The following is a 16821-nucleotide window of genomic DNA, read 5'->3' as shown; positions in this document are numbered from 1 at the left end:
TCCAAGGAGACAAAGAATGACCAAGATGATCTTCGTAAACCTGCCGGTGGCGGATCTTGCCGCGTCGAACCGCTTCTACGAAGCGATCGGCTGCCGGAAGAACGATCAGTTCAGCAATGAGAGCGCGTCGTCGATGGTCTGGTCGGACCGGATCACCTTTCAGCTTCTGACGCACGGCTATTTCGCGACCTTCATATCGAAGCCGATTCCCGATGCGCATGCGACCTGCCAGGTGCTGCTCTGCCTTTCCTGCGACAGTCGCGAAGAGGTGGATAGCTTGGCGGAAACCGCGGCCAGCGCCGGTGGGAGAGCCGATATTCGTGACCCGATTGACCTGGGCTTCTTGTATAACCGCGCCTACGAGGATCCGGACGGCCATGTCTTCGAGCTGGCGTGGATGGATATGAAGGCCGCGATGCCCGCGGCAGACACTGTGCCGGCCTGACGGCAGCGGAGCAGGTCGCGAGGCTCGGCCTTACCGTCCGCCCAGCATCGCGGCCATGTTGCCAGGCAGCCCTGCCACGCCAAAGCGCCTCGTCAACGGTGATACAAGGAAGGGCGGGCCATTCCCAAATGCGTGGCGGAGGCCGGCGCAAAGATCGAGATGGCCTTGGGATGAACCTTGAAATGGGCCGGCGTTGCAGTGACGATCTCACCGTCGGTGTTGATCGGCATGGGCCTCTTCGTCTCGATGTCGAACTCGACGCATTTCGCAGTGCGAACCTCGCGCCACGCACCATGAGTTCCCGAGCGGAATGAACGCAGCATCAATGCCAGCTTCCAGAGGTTCGTCATCTCCAGGCTGTAGAGGTCGAGATGCCCGTCATCGATCTCGGCATTCTCCTGCACCACATTGCCACCGCCATAGTGCCGCCCGTTGCCGACCGCGATCTGATAGGTCTCGACGTCGATCGCCCGCCCCTTCTCGGTGATGGTCGCGCTGAACCTCGACGCCCGGGTCATGACCTTCATGGCGGCCAGCGCATAACCCAGCCTTCCGAAACGCCGCTTCAGCACCGGGTCGAGACTTTGCGCGAGCTCGCTGCTCAGCCCGATGCTCGCGACATTGAAGAAGGCGTGGCCATTGACCGTGCCGACATCGACCGGGCGCGTTTCGCCACGCGCGATCACATCGGCGGCTGCCAGCAGGTCCATCGGGATGTCGAGCGTTCGAGCCAGGTCGTTGGCCGTGCCCATCGGGATGATGCCCAGCGGCAGGCCACTTTCCATCGCCGCGAGCGCCGCAGAGGACACCGAGCCATCGCCACCGCAAACGATGACGAGGTCCGCCATGTGGCGCAGGCGTACGATATCGCGGGCGATCTCGGGCAATGCCTCGAAGGTTTCAACGCTTACGGTGAGCCCGCCGCCTTCCAGCCGCTCGAGGAGAGGCACGATCGACTCCTGGCCACGCCGCGCCTTGGGATTGCGCAGCAGCAGCGCGCGCTTCTGGGTCAATTGGCTCATCGGCTCTTGGGTTGGCAGGAGATCGGGCAAGGCAGGTGGGGAAGCTGCCCGCCGATTTCAACCGCAAGGCCCGTCTCCGGCGGTCCGACCGGGGCTTGCCCTGATCGGACGGACCGGTTTCCCGATGCGCCGAAATCGGAAACCGAGCCCCACCTGAGCACACTCGCGAACGGGCGTCAGGCATTGGGCCGACCGGCTCAATCCGCAAGAACTCGCTTCCACCGAGACCTACGAAGGCGGGTTCCGGCAATCGCAGATATCGTGGGGTCCAGCGGAAACCTCAAGCTGCTTCTGCCGATGGCGGCGGCTCGGTTGGCGCCGAATCCGCTCTCACGCACAGCGCCAGCATGGCGCGCGCAATCTCGGCCTCTCCCATGATCGTCAGCGTCGCACCGCATTTGGTCAGGTGCTCGACCTCCGCATCCGAATGCGCGCGGGCGACGATCGGCAGCGTCGGGTTGTCGCGCCGGGCCTGCTCGCAAACCTGGCCGGCCTCGAAGCTCTGCGGAATCGCCACGAAGAGCCGTTTGGCCCGCGCCACACCCGCAGCCGAAAGGACTTCGGGATCAGCCGCATTCCCGACGATGATCTCGGCCCCATCGCGCCTGGCGGCTTCGATCGCATCGGACTGGTCCTCGATCACCAGCAGCTTCTCGCCATGCGCGAGCAGCCCGGCCCCCAGCAATGAGCCGACACGACCGTAACCGACGACGATCATGTGTTGGGAAAGCGAGGTCGGCACGATATCCCGTTCGGGCTCAGGCGCCGGCGCGGGCGCCGCCACGCTCGGCTTCGGCTTCGCCGGCTGCGTCTCCGCGCTGATCTTCTCGACGATCGCGAACAGGACGGGGTTGAGAAGGATCGACAGGATCGCGCCGGCCAGGATCAGGTCGCGCCCCTGCTCCGGCAGGATCGCGAGCGAAACGCCAAGCCCGGCCAGGATGAAGGAGAACTCGCCGATCTGCGCCAGACTGGCCGAGATCGTCAGCGCCACCGCATTCGACCGGCCAAAGGCGCGCACGATCAGCCAGGCCGCCACCGATTTGCCGACCAGGATGATCGCGAGCGTCGCGAGCAGCGGGCTCGGCGCGCGCAGCAGAATCCCCGGATCGAATAACATGCCGACCGAGACGAAGAACAGCACCGCGAAGGCATCGCGCAGCGGCAGGGATTCCTCGGCGGCGCGCTGGCTGAGCGGCGACTCGCTCAAGATCATGCCCGCGAAGAAGGCACCAAGCGCGAACGAGACACCGAACAGGCTAGCTGCCAGGAAGGCGACACCGAGAGCGACAGCGAGCACCGCCAGCCGGAACAGCTCGCGCGAGCCGGTATGGGCGACCCAGTGCAGGCACCAGGGAATGACGCGACGACCGACGATGAGCATGAACGCGACGAAGGCGATGACCTTGGCGAGGGTCAGCCCGAGCACGCCCCACAGCCCCAGATCGAACTGGGCCGCAAGCGGGCTCGGCGCACCCGGCCGCGCGCCGTTCAGCGCATCGGCGACCGCCGGAATCAGGACCAGCGCGAGGACCATGGTGAGATCCTCGACGATCAGCCAGCCGACCGCGATCTTGCCCTTCTCGGTCTGGACGAGGCGACGCTCCTGGAGCGCCCGCAACAGCACGACCGTACTCGCCACCGACAAAGCGAGGCCGAAGACCACGCCTGCGACCCATGTCCAGCCCAGCAGCAAGCCGAGGCCGAGGCCCAGCAAGGTCGCGACGCCGATCTGAACGATGGCGCCGGGCACGGCAACGGCTTTGACGGAAAGCAGGTCCTTCAGCGAGAAATGCAGGCCGACGCCGAACATCAGCAGGATGACGCCGATTTCGGCCAGCTGATTGGCAAGCCCCTGATCCGCGACGAACCCCGGGGTGAAGGGCCCGACCGCGACGCCTGCGAGCAAATAACCGACGAGAGGAGGGAAGCGGAATTTCTGGGCAAGCGCCCCGAAGACGAAAGCAAGGCCGAGGCCCGCGACAAGGATGGCGATCAGCGGGCCGTGATGCATTGGTCTCCCGGAGCGGTGAGTGATGAAAAGGGGTTGTCAGACCATGGCGGGCGGAAGGTGGAATTTCAACCGCAGCGCGCCGCCCCTCTCGCTTCAGGCAGCAATAATATTGCCGATCGTGCCCGGCGAATTGTCGCAATGGGTCACTGCAGCAGCCTGATGGTGAACGGAAACTTTACGAACGCGAAGCGTTCCGGCAGCGCCCGCCACCTGTGATCAGGAGCGTGGCTTCTCGAGCAGGACCTGTCCCTGCTTCTCGACGCCGAGCTTGAGCTTCTCGGCGAAGACCGCGAGCACCCAGGGCAACATCACCTCGATGCGGACAAGCGTCTCCTCGACCTCGAGCTTGCCCCTGACGGTATAGCCGAGTGCGGCGACGCCGAACTGGACGGCATCCCCGTCCCAGTTCTCCTCGACCAGCTGCATCTTCACCATGCCGAGCTTGTCGCGGATGCGGTCGATGCCGCTGCGCAGCCGGTCCAGGGCGGCCTCGCGTCCGAGGTCATGAGAAACGGTGATGCTGACAGGCTTGGCCATGGCGCTCTTCAATCAGGACGACTGACTGTCATGTGATGTATCGCCGCGCGATATCCAGAGGCACACCCGGCCAATGATGGCCATGAGACCGGGTTTTGGCCGAAAGGGCTTCCGCTCACCCCGAGAACGCGCTGGAGCAGAGCGAGCGCGAGGCCTGGGTATGCGCGAGCCACCAATAGTTGCGCTCGCTCAGAGCCCGGTGGCCGCGCGCAGTGACACGCCACAGGCCATCGGCCGGCTCCACGAGTCCCCGCTGCCGCAGCGACAGCAACACGGCATCGTCGAAGATGAAGTGCTTGGTCTCCTCGTCGAGGCTTTCAAGGGCAATCCATTCCGGGTCGGTCATGATGGGGTTGCACTGCATCTGAAGGTGCTGTGTTTCCATGATCATCTCCTTAGTCGATCCCGATCGGATGGTGACGACCTCGCATCCAATCTGGGCACCCTCGTGACCGGAAGTCGGCCTCAACAAGCCTTAGCCGGCAGGCTCGGCACATTTCCGTGAACGCTGACGGAACTCTGTCGCCGCAGCATCGTTCAGTTTGCACACCCGAAACGAGAGACTGGAGTGTCCGCGATGGCGACCAACAATGCGTTTCCGCCCGACATGCCGAAGGATTGGGACGAGGCAGAGGATGAGGCCAAGCGTGCCGGCAATACGATCCGCGCCAAGGCGGCCGATCTCGCTGGGACCGTCAAGGATGGCTATGATCGCGCCAAGGACGCGATCCGCGATGTAGATCCCGGCGAGGCAGGGCATTACGCCCAGGAAAAGGGCGAGGTTGCCCTGCGCGCGATCCAACGCCATCCGGTCGTCGCCTTCGGCCTCGGCGCCCTCAGCGTCGGCTTGATCGCCTGGGCGAGCATGCGCCCCGCACGACCGCAATGGGAGCCCGACTACGGGCGCCTGCGCCGGCTTTTCTCCGATTATGGCGGAGACGACATGATCAAGGCGGGGAGAGATTCGATGAAGGCCGGCGAAAGCTGGCTGCAATCGTCAGGCAATATCGCCCAGGATTATGCCCGTGATGGCAGCCGCCTGCTGGCGAAACGGACGGAGAAGGAACCGCTCGCAGCGTTGCTCGGCATTGGCATCGCGGTCTATGTGCTCGGCTCGCTGCTGACGTCATCGAGCGAGCCAGCGCCGGCTCCGGTGCGACGCCGCAGCACGAAACGCTAGAGCATCGGCCCGAGAGGTGGATCGCGGCCTTCGGGCAAGCCGATGCAAACAGGGAAGTGAAATCATTGGACGGATTTCGAGATCCAGTCCGGTGATCTTAAAAAGTGATCGGGCGAGACCTGCAGCCGGTCAACCAACCAGTGCGCGCTTCAAACAAAAACCGGGAGGCCGAAGCCTCCCGGAAATGGAATGTCACCACCAGTAGCCGGGACGGCCATAGTAATAGCCGCGACCGTAATAGGGGCGAGACGCTGCGGCACCGACAATTGCGCCGCCGACGACGCCCGCGGCAACGCCGGCGGTCACCGCACTGGCGGTCTCATTCGATGCACGGCGGTTCTCGACATAATTGGCAGAACGGCACTGCTGATAAGCGCGCGTGCCCGGACGGAAGCCCTGAGCTTCGCAGGTGATTTCTGCGTCGGCCATCGATTCCTGTGCAGTCTGGCAGCCGGCCAGCCCCGCGGCCAGAAGCCCCACGACAATAAGAGAACGCATCAATATATCCTTTTTCAGCCACCCAAGACCGCCAATTCGCATGAAAACTATCGCTACGGCAACCGTCAAGGCAGACGAGATATTAAGGTTTCCGCATGTGTGGCGTCGCGGTTACGCCTGCTAGCGGCGGGCTTTCTGCGCCGGCTTTTCCGGGGCGGCCTTTCCGGAACGGGTCAGCGAGGTGATCGCGAGAGCCGGCCTGCCGGACTTCTCCGCGATGATCTGGTCCTGTTCCATGATGGCCTCGCGCGCCGGCTCGTCACCATCGAGCCCGCCGAGCAGGTCGGAGGGAACCCGCCGGTTCGACGAGCGCGAGCCGTCGGAATAGACGATGTCGAACATGACGAACTCGGCATCGAGCGGTTTGGATTTCTTGCGGGCCATGGTCGATCCTTATGCGAAAGGTCGCCGGCTGCGGCGCGATGGGCCTGCGGCTCTTGAAGCGACCTGAGTGAAAGCGGCCCCGGGATAGAACACCTGCGTCCGCGGTTCAATGCGATCGTCCGCGGCGGCCTGTTTCCCGAAATTGCAGCCAGGCGGCTGATCGTGCGAAATGTGATATGGCCACACATAGGCCTTCAGGAAAGACCCCGATGCTACTGCGCCCGATACTGCTCCTGTCGACGCTCGCACTCGCCGCCTGCGCCGTTCCGAACTCGCGCTCCAACGCAGTCGTCGTGACGGAGAACAAGGAAATCGTTCAAGCCTGCAAGGAGATCGCGGAGATCAATGGCGATTCGACCATCAATCAGACGCTGCTGATCGACAGCGCCCGCGACAGTGCCCTTGCCAGGCTGAAGATCCGTGCCGCCGAAGCCGGCGGGACACATGTGGTCTCACCGGTCGCGGCCCATACCTGGAAGGGACCCAGCACCGCCGGCACAGTCTATAAGTGCTGAGACCCGCCTGGGGATCGGCCCGAGGCTCGGATTGCGTCGGGTTTCGTTCGTTCCTTCGCGGCAGCACGACAATAGGAAACGCCGCGGCAAACGCTCGTTCGGTTCAGGAAAGACCTAGCCGAGGCGCCGGATGACCTTCTCGCCATTCGGCCAGGGACCACGCGCGCGCCCGGAGCGTTTCTCATAAGGCACATACCGGTACCCGGACAGCACCGGCGCCGGAAACTCCGGCACAGGAGCGAAGATCCAGCATTGCCGCCTGATCCGCTCTGCTTCGGTCTGGGCTTCCGCACAGGCCATGATCTGGGAGCGCTCCCAGAAAGCCTCGGCGCGCGACGACAGTGCAGCGACGATTGTCGCTGCCGCAAGGCCGCTCAACAGAACTCTGCTCATGAGACAGTCATGGATTGGAGCCTCTTCGGTCTGCGCACCCGTCTTGCACCCCAGCATAACATCGTCTGCGTCTTACCGGGTCGTAAACACCACACTCGAAAACCTTCGCCAGTCTTCTGCCTCTGCACCAAAACTCTTCGCTTGACGATGAAACCGAGGCCGGCCCAGCTTCCCTCCATCACGATGTGGGGGACCGAATCGATGCGGCGGCACGTTTTGAAAATCGGTGCCGCAATCTGCGCCTTCGCTGGCCTGGCAGCGGGCCCGGCATTTGCGACCGAAGGCGGCGCTAGTCTTTATATCCCAGGCTTGCGCGGGGCTCTATCGGGCCTGGTGCCGCCGCCGGGCTTCTATTTTCAGAATGATTTCTACAGCTATTCCGGCAGCTTGCCGGGCTCCCGCCGTCTCCAGCTCGGCGGGGCTGTCCTCAGCGATGTCAAGGTCGAGGCGCGGGTCGATTTCCTGACACCGACCTGGGTGACTCCGCTCGAGGTCCTGGGCGGCAATCTCGGCTTCGCCGTGACCTTGCCCTTCGGCATTCCGAGAGTCAGCGCCGGAGCCCTAATTGCCGCCCCGCGCCTGGGGCGAGCTTTCGCCTTCAGCCAGCGCGACGCCACCTTCAACATCGGCGATCCCGTCGTCACCAGCTTCATCGGCTGGCATTCCGGCAATTTCCACTGGACGACCGGCGTTGCCGTCAACATTCCCGCCGGCGCCTATCAGGACGGCCAGCTGTCGAATGTCGCGCTCAATCGCTGGATTGGCGACCTCTACGGCGCCGTGACCTATCTCAACACGACCACGGGGCTGGAAGTCTCGGCCGCAGCCGGATTCGAGATCAACGGCACGAACACTGCCACCGACTACAACAGCGGCAACGCCTTTCACGCCGATCTTTCGATCAGCCAGTACCTGAGCAAGGACTTTTCCATCGGCGTGCAGGTCGGCCATTACCAGCAGGTGAGCGGGGATGGCGGCAGCGGCGCCTCGCTGGGCCCGTTCAAGGGTCGGACCACGGCGATCGGCGGAACCATCGGTTATAATTTCGAGGTTGGTGGCCTCCCGATCTCGACGCGATTGAAGGTCCTTCGCGAGGTGGGGGTCGAGAACCGCCCGCGCGGTACGATCGGGCTCTTCACAGTCGCCTTCCCGCTCGGGGGACAGGCGGCTCCGGCAGCGCCCAAGCCGACCATCGTCAAGCACTGACCCCACACCCCGGCCAAGAACCTGGTCCGTCCGGCGATACCGAACTTTGCCGGCCAAGGTCGCGGACGCAGCGTCCCCATCAAGACTCCGCTCTCGCTCCACGAAGGCTGCCACAAAGCCACGCGCTGACGCTGGCCGGTGTCACCGGCATGCCAGGCTGCCGTGCCGGCTGCCTGCAGGGAATCTTGTCATTTCCGTCCATCGAGCCAAGATGCGACGCTATCATTTGCGGCGGTCGGGCCGGCCTCGCATGACATCATCCGACGGCAGCGGGCCTCGTCGTGCCAGCGCGATGCCGACGCCGGGCAATCCAGGGGAATACCATGATGGACAAGGACTCTGAGGCCGGTTCGCGCACTGCGATCGATGGCGAGATCGGAATTCTCGCACGTCGCAAGATCGAGGCCGGAATCATCGCGCCGATCTACGAGGTCATGCGTGAAAAGCTGGGCGAAGAGCTGGCACAATCCATTCTCGACACGGCGATCAGGCGGGCCGCCGTTGAGACCGGCAAGGCCTTTGCCGCCAAGACACCGGGAGGGACGACACTGCGCACCTTCCAGGAACTCCAGGATCTCTGGACGCAGGACGATGCGCTGACGATCGAGGTCATCAAGGCCACCGACGCGGAATTTCACTACAACGTCAAACGGTGCCGCTATGCCGAGACCTATCGGGAGATGGGCCTCGGCCATATCGGCCATCTGCTCTCGTGCAATCGCGACGGCGTCTTTTGCACGGGTTACGACCCACGGATCTCGCTGGAACGCAGCCAGACCGTGATGGAGGGCGCTTCGCACTGCGATTTCAAGTATCGTTTCTCGGACAGGCTCGACACCACCCCGGAGTGAGCAGCACCGCCTTCCTGCGACCTCGCTTCACCGGCACGGATCGCCGCAAGAAAGGATGCGGCTCGAGCCTAGGCGCTGGGGTCGAGCCAGATTGTCGCAGCGGGGGAACGCCGGAGCGGACCCGCGGTTTCATCCGGTTGTGACTGGCGAAGGGAGCGACTGATGGCCAGCAAGAACAGTGCCCAGCGGGAAATCCGCAAAATCGCCTATGCCCTCTGGATGGAGCAAGGCCAGCCGGACGGCCGCGATCGCGAACATTGGGAAGCGGCCAAAGTCATTTGGGCTTTCCGCAACCACGAAGCCGGCGGGACACAAGTCGGGGATACCGCGTTAGAGATCCGCTCTCACGCGGCTCGACCGCTGCCGGATCGCAGATAGTGCTCGGCCAGCTGATAGTAGCGCTCGGCCTCGATGCGATGACCGGCCAAGGCTTCGGCATCACCAAGTTTCAGGGCACGCTCATAGCGCTGCCGCGCGCCCTGGAGCGGCGCTGTTCGGCGCGCCCGGACTGCGGCACCCGATATGGACGCGGGCGCGACGGGATGGAGTAGGTGCGAGGCATCGTTGCTTCTCCCTAACCTAGGATCTCAGCCACGATCTTGCGGAGCTCCTCACGGCTGAGGCCACAGGGTTCGGGCTTCCAGTTCGGATCTGCCCTGAGCGGGACGATGGCATTCTTCCTCAAGATCTCGGGGCGCGCACGCGCCTCAACAGGCTTCGTTTCAATGTTGTTGTGCATGTAGGTCCATTGGCCAGGCGGCGAGGCCGCAAGGCATTTGTGTTGGAGAATCGTCGAGCGAAATGCATGCGACGAGCGCGCTGCATCGAGGCAGCGATCAATCGTCGAAGGGATACGGGTTGAGGCTCCGCGCTCTCTCAGGAGACATGGGCCAAGCCGAGCATTTCTAAGTCGACCCGGCACTGTTAGCGGAACAATGTGGCGAATTCAGGTTGTCCAATTGCTGATCGAGCAACCGGCGTCGCCTTTCAGAAAGCCAGGCCATCATCCGCACCAACGGTCGGGTGCGATGCCCTGGCGCGCCACGGCGGGGCGTCGCTCAAAAAGCCAGGACCTTCGTCGCTTGCCGGGGAACAAGCGCCGCCAGCATCATGGTCCCTCCTCCCGGGGAGAGACCCAACATGATCGGATGGCTCATCCTCGCCTTCATCAGTGGGCTTCTGCTCGGAGATATCCTCGGCGCGCGTCGATGGCAGCGCCGGGCGGACGAAGCACTGCAGCTTGCAGCACAGTCTCTCCTGCTTGTCCGCCGCCGCTCGGGACCGACAGGCAATCCGAAATGAGGCGCCGGGCTTCGACCCCCAACAGGACAGATGGCGCAGAGCGCATTGGCGCGGGACACCATTTGTCAGGCCCCGTGGCATACGATGCCGTCTGGCTCTCGCCCTTGACCTTGCACACCGTTCAAGCCCCCGCGCCCGATCATACAGATTCGCTGAAGACTGTGTCAGGAGTTGCCGCGACTGAAGCCGAAGGGGAAAAGCGATGTCCGCCCTGTGGAAAGAGGCTGCCGCCCTCCCGAACAGCAGCCTCCTCCCGCAGAACGGCGTTCCCTCGAGATTATTACTAGCCCTGCGCTCTCTCCCGGCTGACCAAACGATTCCACACGCTTCGGGAGGCCGACAGCTAGACTTTATGCTGCGTATCATCGATCTGCGGTGGTGAGCTTCGCAACTTCCGCGCGTGTCGCGCCGGGTGTCGATCGCGCCTCGTCAGTTCCGCCGCGACCGCGATGGTGAGGCGAGGGAGACGAGGCCTGGAACTGAACACTCCGGCGCGGCGATCAATCCGGCAGGCGGGTTTCCGCGAGAGTGCCGTGTCCCACAGCGTAAGGGCCCGGCGCCCCATTCAAGGAGCCGGGCCCTGTTCAAGGCTATGGCGATTGAGCCTATTTCGCGAAGCGGCCTTCATATTTGAACTGCGGCGCCGCCTTCAGCTGGTCCTTGGTGGCGTTGATCCTGGCATTCCACTTCTTGTCCGTCGCATTCCAGGTGATCGCGAGCGCGTTCGGGCTGACCGCAACATAGTGCGTGCCCATTCCAAGGAAGCCGCCGACCGACAGAATGTAAGAGGCGAGGGAGTTACCGGCGATGACGACGTCCTCGATCTCGCCCACATTCTCGTCACCGGCATTCTTGACGTTGAGCCCCTTGAGACTGCTAGTCAGGGCGGATGCTTCGTTCACTGAGACGAAGACCGGAGCCTGAGCCGGAGTGGGAGCGGTCTGTGCGAAAGCGGCGCTGGAAAGCATGGTGGCGGCGAGAGCAAGAGCAATGGGGCGCATTTTTGGGATAACCTTCTTGTTGGGCCGCAGTCGGAGACCGCTGCGGCGTGACAGAGAGGTAATTCCCGGCCTCCCGATCGGTTCCGGGAATATCTGCAGTGCGACAAGGGGGCTCATGGCCCGGTCGGACCTCTGACATCTGCATCGCGCGCCTGGAGATTCGCAGGAGCGCGCGGAGGAACATCTCTCGAGGAGATCACGATTTTCGAGAAGGACTGATCCGATCCCTGCCTCGGGCGTTTAGCCGGCAGGAGGAACGGCCATGAAACATGATCACATGCTCAAGGCATTGACCGTGATGCTTGCGACGACCGCGATGACACCGGCTTCAGCCCAGCAGGCCATGATCGACGAAGCGTCCTTTCTACAGGCGTTCGAAGGACACTTTACGGGCACCGGGACGCTCGAAAATGCGGGCGGATCGAGCCATAAACTGAGCTGCAAATTCGACGGCGATCAGCAGGGCTCCCGGGTCACTCTAAGCGGCCATTGCTCGACCGCGCTGGTCCTCTCCACGACGGTGAAGATCGATCTGCGCTATGATCCCAGGACGCAGCGCTATGACGGTGAGTTCCGCGAGAGCAAAGGCACTGTGGCAAACCTCGCCGGCGCGCGTCGTGGTGACAATCTCGCATTGTCCTTCCGCGAGACGGCGGAGAGCGTTCGGCCCAGTCCGCCGGCCACGCTGACGATCAGCCGGCACGCAGAGGGGTTGGCCCTGGCGCTCAGAGCGAGCCAGCCGGGGCAAGGGCAGAACCTCGACCTGCGCCTCAGCGGAAAACAGCGCAGCCCTTGAGGACCGGGGCTTGGCGAAGGGCAATTCGCGTATAGTCTTGCCCCATGACCAGATCTCTTCACCTCCTCGGCTCGATCGCAGCACTGGCGCTCGCTGCTTGCACGGCCGCCGGTCAACCATCCAGTGCCGCGCCGCCAAGTCCGTGCTCGCCCGAAGGAGCAAAGCGCCTTGCAGGGCAGATCGGCAAGAGCGACGCCGAGGTCATGCGTGCGACCGGCGCAAGTGTGCTGCGACGTCTTTCACCCGGCTCGCCCATGACAATGGATTACCGCCGGGAGCGGGTGACGATCGAGGTGGATGAGAGCGGAAAAATCCAGCGGGCGCTCTGCGGCTGACGTCAAACGGCGCTCCGGCCATTGCTCGGGGCGATGAAACCCCTGAGCGGGAAGATGGCGGACAGGGAGGGATTTGAACCCCCGATACCCTTGCGGGTATGCCGCATTTCGAGTGCGGTGCATTCAACCACTCTGCCACCTGTCCGCGGTCGCCTTCGGTCGAAGCGGGCTGGTTACTACACGCCACATCGGACGGTTACAAGTCTCCTCGCTGTCATAAATCCGACGAATCTGAAGCCTCGCGACTTGACCTGAAGAGCCGCCAAGACTATCGAGCCTCGTCCGGCGTGGGGAAACCCGCGCCTGATCTCTTTTGCGTGTCCGGCTCCGCGTCGCGGCATCCGGCATGATCGAAGAGTGAACCCGACCACGTAACGACTGCCAAAAAGCCGTCCCGCATGCGCCTCGCGAGGCCATGACAGGGCGGGGCTGAACATGGAGAACAACGATGTTCGCAGTCATCAAGACCGGCGGTAAGCAGTTCCGCGTCGCCGCGAACGATGAAATCACCATTGCCAAGCTCGAAGGCGAGCCTGGCGATACCGTTGCCTTCGGCAACGTCCTGATGCTGACCGACGGCGAGAAGTCGACGCTCGGCGCGAAGGAACTGGCCGAGATCACCGTTGCCGGTGAGATCGTGCGCCAGGCTCGCGGCGAGAAGGTCATCGCCTTCAAGAAGCGCCGCCGCCAGAACTCGAAGCGCAAGCGTGGGTTCCGCGCCGAGCTGACGATCGTGCGCATCACCGACATCCTCACGGGCGGCAAGAAGCCCGAGATGAAGAAGGGTGACGCTTCGACCGTTGCCGTGAAGGCCGCCGCCAGCGCCGTCAAGGGCAAGGCGAAGGCTGAAGCCAAGGCCGAGGCGCTCGACGCCTCGAACCTCTCGCTGATCTCGGGCGTCGGCCCGACCATCGAGAAGAAGCTGCGCGCTGCCGGCATCACCTCCTGGAACGACATCGCCGCCTGGTCCGAGGCCGACGTCGCCAAGTGGGACGAAGAGCTCAAGCTGCGTGGCCGCGCCACCCGCGAGGAGTGGGTTGTTCAGGCCAAGGAACTCCTGGCCGGCAAGCCCCCGCGCGCCAAGGTCGACCAGGCCGAACAGGCTTCCGGCGAGGACTACTGACAGCTCCTGTCAGGCAGTCTTCGGCTTTCATCTCCGAACCGGTGGCTTTTGCCGCCGATTCGGGTTAGAGAGACAACAGTAGTTTCGAGGTAGGGCGTTATGGCTCACAAAAAAGCAGGCGGCTCGTCGCGCAATGGTCGCGACTCCGAAAGCAAGCGTCTCGGCGTGAAGCGCTTCGGCGACCAGGCGGTCGTGGCCGGCAACATCATTATTCGTCAGCGCGGCACCAAGTGGCATGCCGGCGTGAACGTTGGCATGGGCAAAGACCATACGCTCTTTGCGACGACCAATGGACGAGTCCGATTCACGACGAAACTCGGCCGAGCTTTCGTGAACGTAGTCCCGGCCCAAGAGGCCGCAGAGTAAAAGGCGGATAGGGAAGTTCCTTGATCCGCCGGTTCCATCGAACCGATCGGATCAAGGGCAAGGCCCGACAAGGGTCTCCCGAAGGTCAAGCGAAAGGGGAGATGGGACCAAAGTCCCAGCTCCCTTTTTTCGTTTGCGCCGACGGAGAGACCGATGTTCCCCGAACTGACCCGCGACGATGTCTTCCGGCTCGAGACCCGCCGTCTCTGGCTGCGTTGGCCGCGCATGGCAGACGCTTCCGCCATCCTGCGTCAGGCTGGGGAGAAAGCCGTGGCCGAGATGACGGCCTCGATCCCGCATCCCTATCCGGCGGATGCGGTCGAGCCCTTCATTTTCGCCATGCGCAAGGGCAATGCGCTCGGCGAGCATCTGGCGCTGGCGATCACGCCGCGCTCCAGGCCGAACGAGCTCATCGGCATGATCGGCGCCCATAAGCAGGCGACCGGCATCCCCTTCATCGGCTACTGGCTCGGCACCCCGCACTGGGGCAAGGGCTACACGACCGAGGCCGCGCAGGCTCTGATCGACACGCTCTTCACCTTGCTCGACATTCCGGCGATCGAGGCGGACACGCGCGTCATCAACCCGGCCTCACGCCGGGTGCTGGAGAAGTCCGGCTTCCGGCAGGAGGGCTCCTTCTTGAAGTCGCTGCCGGCTCGCGGCGGGCTGTTCCCCTGCGAGCAGTACCGGCTCGACCGCTCGACCTGGGCTGCCCTGAAGAGCTGGGGAGCAACGGGCTGGACCCACGCGCCCGAAATCGAGACCCCCGGCGAATTCTGCGTCGCCTGAAACGAAAGCCCCGGCAGATGATGCCGGGGCTGATTGCTGTTGGCCGTGAGCTCTAGGCTTACCTAATGAAGTTGCCGCCAAGCTCGTCATCGATATGGGCGCGGATGATCTCCTCGAAGCTCGCTTCCGCCTTGAAGCCGAGCGCGGTCGAACGCTGCGGGTTGAAGTTGCGCGGCCAGCCGGCAACGATGCCATCGATGACCGGGTCCGGAACCCGCTTGATCCGCTTCACCACATTCTCGCCGGCGACCTTGCGCAACGCCTCGATCTGCTCCGCCACCGTGCAGGAATAGCCGGGCATGGTCAGGGTGCGGCGAGGCCCGATGGCGCCGGTATCCATCGTCGCGGCATGGATGAGGAAGCCGACGGCCGAACGCGGCGAGGCATGCCAGTGCCGGACCTGATCGGAAACCGGCAGCACCGCCTCTTCACCGTTCAGCGGCTCGCGGATGATGTTGGAGAAGAAGCCGGACGCGGCCTTGTTCGGCTTGCCCGGACGCACGCAGATCGTCGGCAGGCGAATTCCGACGCCATCGAAGAAGCCACGGCGGGAGTAATCGGAGAGCAGCAGCTCGCCGATCGCCTTCTGCGTCCCGTAGGAGGTCAGCGGCGTGGTGAAGAACTCGTCCTCGATCTTCTCATGGAAGGGCGCACCGAAGACCGCGATCGAGGAGGTGAAGACGACACGCGGCTTGTAGCCGCCGCCGACCTTTCGGATCGCTTCGAAGAGATGGCGCGTGCCGTCGAGATTGATCCGGTAGCCCTTGTCGAAATCGGCCTCGGCTTCGCCCGAGACGATCGCCGCGAGATGGACGATCAGGTCGGGGCGGGAAGCGATCAGCGACTCGGCCTCCCCCTCGTTCGACATGTCGGAGACGACGACGTCGAAGATGAAGGGCGCTGCGGCTGGCGCGCTTGCAGCGACGACATCCTGGGCCGTGATCTTGGTGACCGGCTTGCCGCCGAGCTGACCGTCATGGGCCAGTCTTTCGATGAACTTGCGGCCGACCATGCCGGCGCCACCGAGAACGAGAATATGCATGGGGATTTCCTGGTGCTTGTTGTTGATCAGTGTGGCAGGCGCCCGCCGAGTTCATCTTCGATATGGACGCGGATGATCTCGTCGAAATCCTTTTCGGCCCGGAAGCCGAGCCCAAGCGCGCGCCTGGCCTCGAAGCCGGTCGGCCAGCCGGCGACGATCTCGGTGACTGCCTTGTCCGGAGCACGGCGGATCAGATTGACCGCCTTCTCGCCGGCCACGCGCCGCAGGGCCGCGATCTGCTCCCCGACCGAGCAGAAGACGCCCGGCATGGTCAGATTGATCCGCGGACCGAGGGTTTCGCGGTCCAGCCCGGCAGCATGGAGCAGGAAGCCGACAGCCGAACGCGGGCTCGCATGCGTGAAGACGAGATCGTCGCCGACCGGCAATGACGCCTCCAGCCCGACCAGCGGCTCGCGGATGATGCTGGAGAAGAAGCCCCCGGCCGAAGCATTCGGCTTGCCTGGGCGTACCGCGATCGACGGGAAGCGGATTCCGACACCGTCGACGAAACCCCGCCGCGTGTAATCCGCAAGCAGCAACTCGCCGACCGCCTTCTGCGTCCCGTATGAGGTCAGCGGCGTGGCATGGAACTCGTCCGGAATCACCGCCGGATAGGGCGCACCGAACACGCCGCTCGACGAGGTGAAGACGAGACGGGGCACATAGGAGCCGCCATCCTTCCGTCCTTCCCGGCGGATTGTCTCGAGCTGGCTCAGGGTCCCGTCGAGATTGATCCGATAGCCCTTGTCGAAATCTCGCTCGGCCTCGCCGGAGATGATCGCAGCAAGATGGAAGATCACGAGCGGGCGGGCCCCGATCAGTTCCGCGGCGATGGCGGGATCGGCGAAATCCTCGGTGCGGATCTCGATCTCGCCGTCAAAGCCCCCGGGCGTCTCCGGCGTAACGACATCGGTCAGCGTCAGCTTGCTGATGGCCCTGCCGGCGCAAGCACCGTCAGCCGCCAGCTGCGCTGCGAGCTTGCGGCCGACCATGCCGGCCGCACCTGTCACCAGGACGTGCAT

The 16821-nt window shown here is 63.8% G+C and carries 23 protein-coding genes and 1 tRNA gene; 12 read left to right on the top strand and 12 right to left on the bottom strand.

Annotation, left to right across the window (positions count from 1 at the left end):
* The first annotated feature begins 16 nt into the window (after positions 1-16).
* Positions 17-445 (top strand): VOC family protein, encoded by a 429-nt coding sequence (locus AB4118_RS26190; protein WP_441492486.1) that lies wholly within the window; start codon positions 17-19, stop codon positions 443-445.
* Between the two features lie 92 nt (positions 446-537).
* Here AB4118_RS26190 and AB4118_RS26185 read toward each other — a convergent pair whose 3' ends face one another.
* The 4 genes from AB4118_RS26185 to AB4118_RS26170 all read right to left on the bottom strand — a co-directional run bounded on the left by AB4118_RS26185 (position 538) and on the right by AB4118_RS26170 (position 4403).
* A complete protein-coding gene (locus AB4118_RS26185; RefSeq protein ID WP_441492485.1) occupies positions 538-1467 on the bottom strand; it encodes a lipid kinase in 930 nt (309 codons plus the stop codon).
* Between the two features lie 280 nt (positions 1468-1747).
* The gene (ybaL, locus tag AB4118_RS26180) at positions 1748-3481 is read right to left on the bottom strand and encodes a YbaL family putative K(+) efflux transporter (RefSeq protein WP_441492484.1); all 1734 of its coding nucleotides are present in this window, start codon (positions 3479-3481) and stop codon (positions 1748-1750) included.
* 216 nt (positions 3482-3697) lie between these two features.
* Positions 3698-4018, bottom strand: coding sequence for a polyhydroxyalkanoic acid system family protein (locus AB4118_RS26175; RefSeq protein WP_441492483.1), 321 nt, complete (start codon positions 4016-4018; stop codon positions 3698-3700).
* Between the two features lie 115 nt (positions 4019-4133).
* On the bottom strand, positions 4134-4403 hold the full coding sequence (locus tag AB4118_RS26170; protein WP_441492482.1) for a hypothetical protein: 270 nt from the start codon (positions 4401-4403) through the stop codon (positions 4134-4136).
* 192 nt (positions 4404-4595) lie between these two features.
* On the opposite strand from AB4118_RS26170, the gene AB4118_RS26165 reads away from it, so the two are divergent.
* Complete coding sequence (locus AB4118_RS26165; protein ID WP_441492481.1) at positions 4596-5198, top strand: hypothetical protein; 603 nt, start codon at positions 4596-4598, stop codon at positions 5196-5198.
* Between the two features lie 192 nt (positions 5199-5390).
* Here the strand turns inward: AB4118_RS26165 and AB4118_RS26160 are convergent, their stop codons facing one another.
* Together AB4118_RS26160 and AB4118_RS26155 are read right to left on the bottom strand one after the other, a co-directional pair.
* Positions 5391-5696 (bottom strand): hypothetical protein, encoded by a 306-nt coding sequence (locus AB4118_RS26160; RefSeq protein WP_084651267.1) that lies wholly within the window; start codon positions 5694-5696, stop codon positions 5391-5393.
* 120 nt (positions 5697-5816) lie between these two features.
* Positions 5817-6080: a hypothetical protein gene (locus tag AB4118_RS26155; protein ID WP_441492480.1), complete on the bottom strand. Its 264-nt coding sequence runs from the start codon at positions 6078-6080 to the stop codon at positions 5817-5819.
* A gap of 209 nt (positions 6081-6289) precedes the next feature.
* Between AB4118_RS26155 and AB4118_RS26150 the strand changes: the two genes are divergently transcribed.
* On the top strand, positions 6290-6595 hold the full coding sequence (locus AB4118_RS26150; RefSeq protein ID WP_441492479.1) for a hypothetical protein: 306 nt from the start codon (positions 6290-6292) through the stop codon (positions 6593-6595).
* A 114-nt stretch (positions 6596-6709) separates the two neighbouring features.
* Here the strand turns inward: AB4118_RS26150 and AB4118_RS26145 are convergent, their stop codons facing one another.
* The gene (locus tag AB4118_RS26145) at positions 6710-6988 is read right to left on the bottom strand and encodes a hypothetical protein (protein WP_441492478.1); all 279 of its coding nucleotides are present in this window, start codon (positions 6986-6988) and stop codon (positions 6710-6712) included.
* 201 nt (positions 6989-7189) lie between these two features.
* Here AB4118_RS26145 and AB4118_RS26140 point away from each other — a divergent pair, with 201 nt between their 5' ends.
* The 3 genes from AB4118_RS26140 (at position 7190) to AB4118_RS26130 (ending at position 9423) form a co-directional block, all read left to right on the top strand.
* Positions 7190-8194: a SphA family protein gene (locus tag AB4118_RS26140; protein WP_441492477.1), complete on the top strand. Its 1005-nt coding sequence runs from the start codon at positions 7190-7192 to the stop codon at positions 8192-8194.
* A gap of 326 nt (positions 8195-8520) precedes the next feature.
* The gene (locus AB4118_RS26135) at positions 8521-9045 is read left to right on the top strand and encodes an L-2-amino-thiazoline-4-carboxylic acid hydrolase (protein ID WP_441492476.1); all 525 of its coding nucleotides are present in this window, start codon (positions 8521-8523) and stop codon (positions 9043-9045) included.
* A gap of 162 nt (positions 9046-9207) precedes the next feature.
* Positions 9208-9423, top strand: a complete 216-nt coding sequence (locus AB4118_RS26130) for a DUF2934 domain-containing protein (RefSeq protein ID WP_441492475.1) — start codon at positions 9208-9210, stop codon at positions 9421-9423.
* On the opposite strand, the gene AB4118_RS26125 is transcribed toward AB4118_RS26130, so the two are convergent.
* Positions 9390-9473, bottom strand: a complete 84-nt coding sequence (locus AB4118_RS26125) for a hypothetical protein (protein ID WP_441492535.1) — start codon at positions 9471-9473, stop codon at positions 9390-9392. The genes AB4118_RS26130 and AB4118_RS26125 overlap by 34 nt on opposite strands.
* 712 nt (positions 9474-10185) lie before the next feature.
* On the opposite strand from AB4118_RS26125, the gene AB4118_RS26120 reads away from it, so the two are divergent.
* Complete coding sequence (locus AB4118_RS26120; protein ID WP_441492474.1) at positions 10186-10347, top strand: hypothetical protein; 162 nt, start codon at positions 10186-10188, stop codon at positions 10345-10347.
* A 605-nt stretch (positions 10348-10952) separates the two neighbouring features.
* On the opposite strand, the gene AB4118_RS26115 is transcribed toward AB4118_RS26120, so the two are convergent.
* A complete protein-coding gene (locus AB4118_RS26115) occupies positions 10953-11465 on the bottom strand; it encodes a PRC-barrel domain-containing protein (RefSeq protein ID WP_441492473.1) in 513 nt (170 codons plus the stop codon).
* Between the two features lie 145 nt (positions 11466-11610).
* Here AB4118_RS26115 and AB4118_RS26110 point away from each other — a divergent pair, with 145 nt between their 5' ends.
* Both AB4118_RS26110 and AB4118_RS26105 read left to right on the top strand, forming a co-directional pair.
* Positions 11611-12144: a hypothetical protein gene (locus tag AB4118_RS26110; protein ID WP_441492472.1), complete on the top strand. Its 534-nt coding sequence runs from the start codon at positions 11611-11613 to the stop codon at positions 12142-12144.
* Positions 12145-12188: 44 nt separating this feature from the next.
* Positions 12189-12479: an I78 family peptidase inhibitor gene (locus AB4118_RS26105; RefSeq protein WP_441492471.1), complete on the top strand. Its 291-nt coding sequence runs from the start codon at positions 12189-12191 to the stop codon at positions 12477-12479.
* Between the two features lie 55 nt (positions 12480-12534).
* Here AB4118_RS26105 and AB4118_RS26100 read toward each other — a convergent pair.
* A tRNA-Ser gene (locus AB4118_RS26100) sits at positions 12535-12624 on the bottom strand.
* 303 nt (positions 12625-12927) lie between these two features.
* Here AB4118_RS26100 and rplU point away from each other — a divergent pair.
* The 3 genes from rplU (at position 12928) to AB4118_RS26085 (ending at position 14757) form a co-directional block, all read left to right on the top strand.
* Positions 12928-13602 (top strand): 50S ribosomal protein L21, encoded by a 675-nt coding sequence (gene rplU, locus AB4118_RS26095; protein WP_069878798.1) that lies wholly within the window; start codon positions 12928-12930, stop codon positions 13600-13602.
* Positions 13603-13701: 99 nt separating this feature from the next.
* On the top strand, positions 13702-13968 hold the full coding sequence (gene rpmA, locus AB4118_RS26090) for a 50S ribosomal protein L27 (protein WP_043241804.1): 267 nt from the start codon (positions 13702-13704) through the stop codon (positions 13966-13968).
* Positions 13969-14121: 153 nt separating this feature from the next.
* Positions 14122-14757, top strand: coding sequence for a GNAT family N-acetyltransferase (locus tag AB4118_RS26085; protein ID WP_069878797.1), 636 nt, complete (start codon positions 14122-14124; stop codon positions 14755-14757).
* Between the two features lie 58 nt (positions 14758-14815).
* Here AB4118_RS26085 and denD (AB4118_RS26080) read toward each other — a convergent pair whose 3' ends face one another.
* Together denD (AB4118_RS26080) and denD (AB4118_RS26075) are read right to left on the bottom strand one after the other, a co-directional pair.
* Positions 14816-15799, bottom strand: coding sequence for a D-erythronate dehydrogenase (denD, locus tag AB4118_RS26080; RefSeq protein WP_441492470.1), 984 nt, complete (start codon positions 15797-15799; stop codon positions 14816-14818).
* A 26-nt stretch (positions 15800-15825) separates the two neighbouring features.
* The gene (gene denD, locus AB4118_RS26075; protein ID WP_441492469.1) at positions 15826-16821 is read right to left on the bottom strand and encodes a D-erythronate dehydrogenase; all 996 of its coding nucleotides are present in this window, start codon (positions 16819-16821) and stop codon (positions 15826-15828) included.

It is taken from the genome of Allobosea sp. 2RAB26, from assembly GCF_052115465.1.
GTDB lineage: Bacteria > Pseudomonadota > Alphaproteobacteria > Rhizobiales > Beijerinckiaceae > Allobosea.
This window is presented reverse-complemented; position numbering and strand designations above follow the sequence as displayed.

What these genes read in the sequence shown, in the direction of transcription:
- AB4118_RS26150 (WP_441492479.1), top strand. Translation starts at nt 6,290, where the DNA reads ATGCTACTGCGCCCGATACTGCTCCTGTCGACGCTCGCACTCGCCGCC.
- AB4118_RS26085 (WP_069878797.1), top strand. Translation starts at nt 14,122, where the DNA reads ATGTTCCCCGAACTGACCCGCGACGATGTCTTCCGGCTCGAGACCCGC.
- ybaL (WP_441492484.1), bottom strand. Translation starts at nt 3,481, where the DNA reads ATGCATCACGGCCCGCTGATCGCCATCCTTGTCGCGGGCCTCGGCCTT.
- denD (WP_441492469.1), bottom strand. Translation starts at nt 16,821, where the DNA reads ATGCACGTCCTGGTGACAGGTGCGGCCGGCATGGTCGGCCGCAAGCTC.
- denD (WP_441492470.1), bottom strand. Translation starts at nt 15,799, where the DNA reads ATGCATATTCTCGTTCTCGGTGGCGCCGGCATGGTCGGCCGCAAGTTC.
- AB4118_RS26120 (WP_441492474.1), top strand. Translation starts at nt 10,186, where the DNA reads ATGATCGGATGGCTCATCCTCGCCTTCATCAGTGGGCTTCTGCTCGGA.
- AB4118_RS26165 (WP_441492481.1), top strand. Translation starts at nt 4,596, where the DNA reads ATGGCGACCAACAATGCGTTTCCGCCCGACATGCCGAAGGATTGGGAC.
- AB4118_RS26135 (WP_441492476.1), top strand. Translation starts at nt 8,521, where the DNA reads ATGGACAAGGACTCTGAGGCCGGTTCGCGCACTGCGATCGATGGCGAG.
- AB4118_RS26160 (WP_084651267.1), bottom strand. Translation starts at nt 5,696, where the DNA reads ATGCGTTCTCTTATTGTCGTGGGGCTTCTGGCCGCGGGGCTGGCCGGC.
- AB4118_RS26105 (WP_441492471.1), top strand. Translation starts at nt 12,189, where the DNA reads ATGACCAGATCTCTTCACCTCCTCGGCTCGATCGCAGCACTGGCGCTC.
- AB4118_RS26170 (WP_441492482.1), bottom strand. Translation starts at nt 4,403, where the DNA reads ATGGAAACACAGCACCTTCAGATGCAGTGCAACCCCATCATGACCGAC.
- AB4118_RS26175 (WP_441492483.1), bottom strand. Translation starts at nt 4,018, where the DNA reads ATGGCCAAGCCTGTCAGCATCACCGTTTCTCATGACCTCGGACGCGAG.
- rplU (WP_069878798.1), top strand. Translation starts at nt 12,928, where the DNA reads ATGTTCGCAGTCATCAAGACCGGCGGTAAGCAGTTCCGCGTCGCCGCG.
- AB4118_RS26190 (WP_441492486.1), top strand. Translation starts at nt 17, where the DNA reads ATGACCAAGATGATCTTCGTAAACCTGCCGGTGGCGGATCTTGCCGCG.
- AB4118_RS26145 (WP_441492478.1), bottom strand. Translation starts at nt 6,988, where the DNA reads ATGAGCAGAGTTCTGTTGAGCGGCCTTGCGGCAGCGACAATCGTCGCT.
- AB4118_RS26115 (WP_441492473.1), bottom strand. Translation starts at nt 11,465, where the DNA reads ATGAGCCCCCTTGTCGCACTGCAGATATTCCCGGAACCGATCGGGAGG.
- AB4118_RS26155 (WP_441492480.1), bottom strand. Translation starts at nt 6,080, where the DNA reads ATGGCCCGCAAGAAATCCAAACCGCTCGATGCCGAGTTCGTCATGTTC.
- rpmA (WP_043241804.1), top strand. Translation starts at nt 13,702, where the DNA reads ATGGCTCACAAAAAAGCAGGCGGCTCGTCGCGCAATGGTCGCGACTCC.
- AB4118_RS26140 (WP_441492477.1), top strand. Translation starts at nt 7,190, where the DNA reads ATGCGGCGGCACGTTTTGAAAATCGGTGCCGCAATCTGCGCCTTCGCT.
- AB4118_RS26130 (WP_441492475.1), top strand. Translation starts at nt 9,208, where the DNA reads ATGGCCAGCAAGAACAGTGCCCAGCGGGAAATCCGCAAAATCGCCTAT.
- AB4118_RS26110 (WP_441492472.1), top strand. Translation starts at nt 11,611, where the DNA reads ATGAAACATGATCACATGCTCAAGGCATTGACCGTGATGCTTGCGACG.
- AB4118_RS26185 (WP_441492485.1), bottom strand. Translation starts at nt 1,467, where the DNA reads ATGAGCCAATTGACCCAGAAGCGCGCGCTGCTGCTGCGCAATCCCAAG.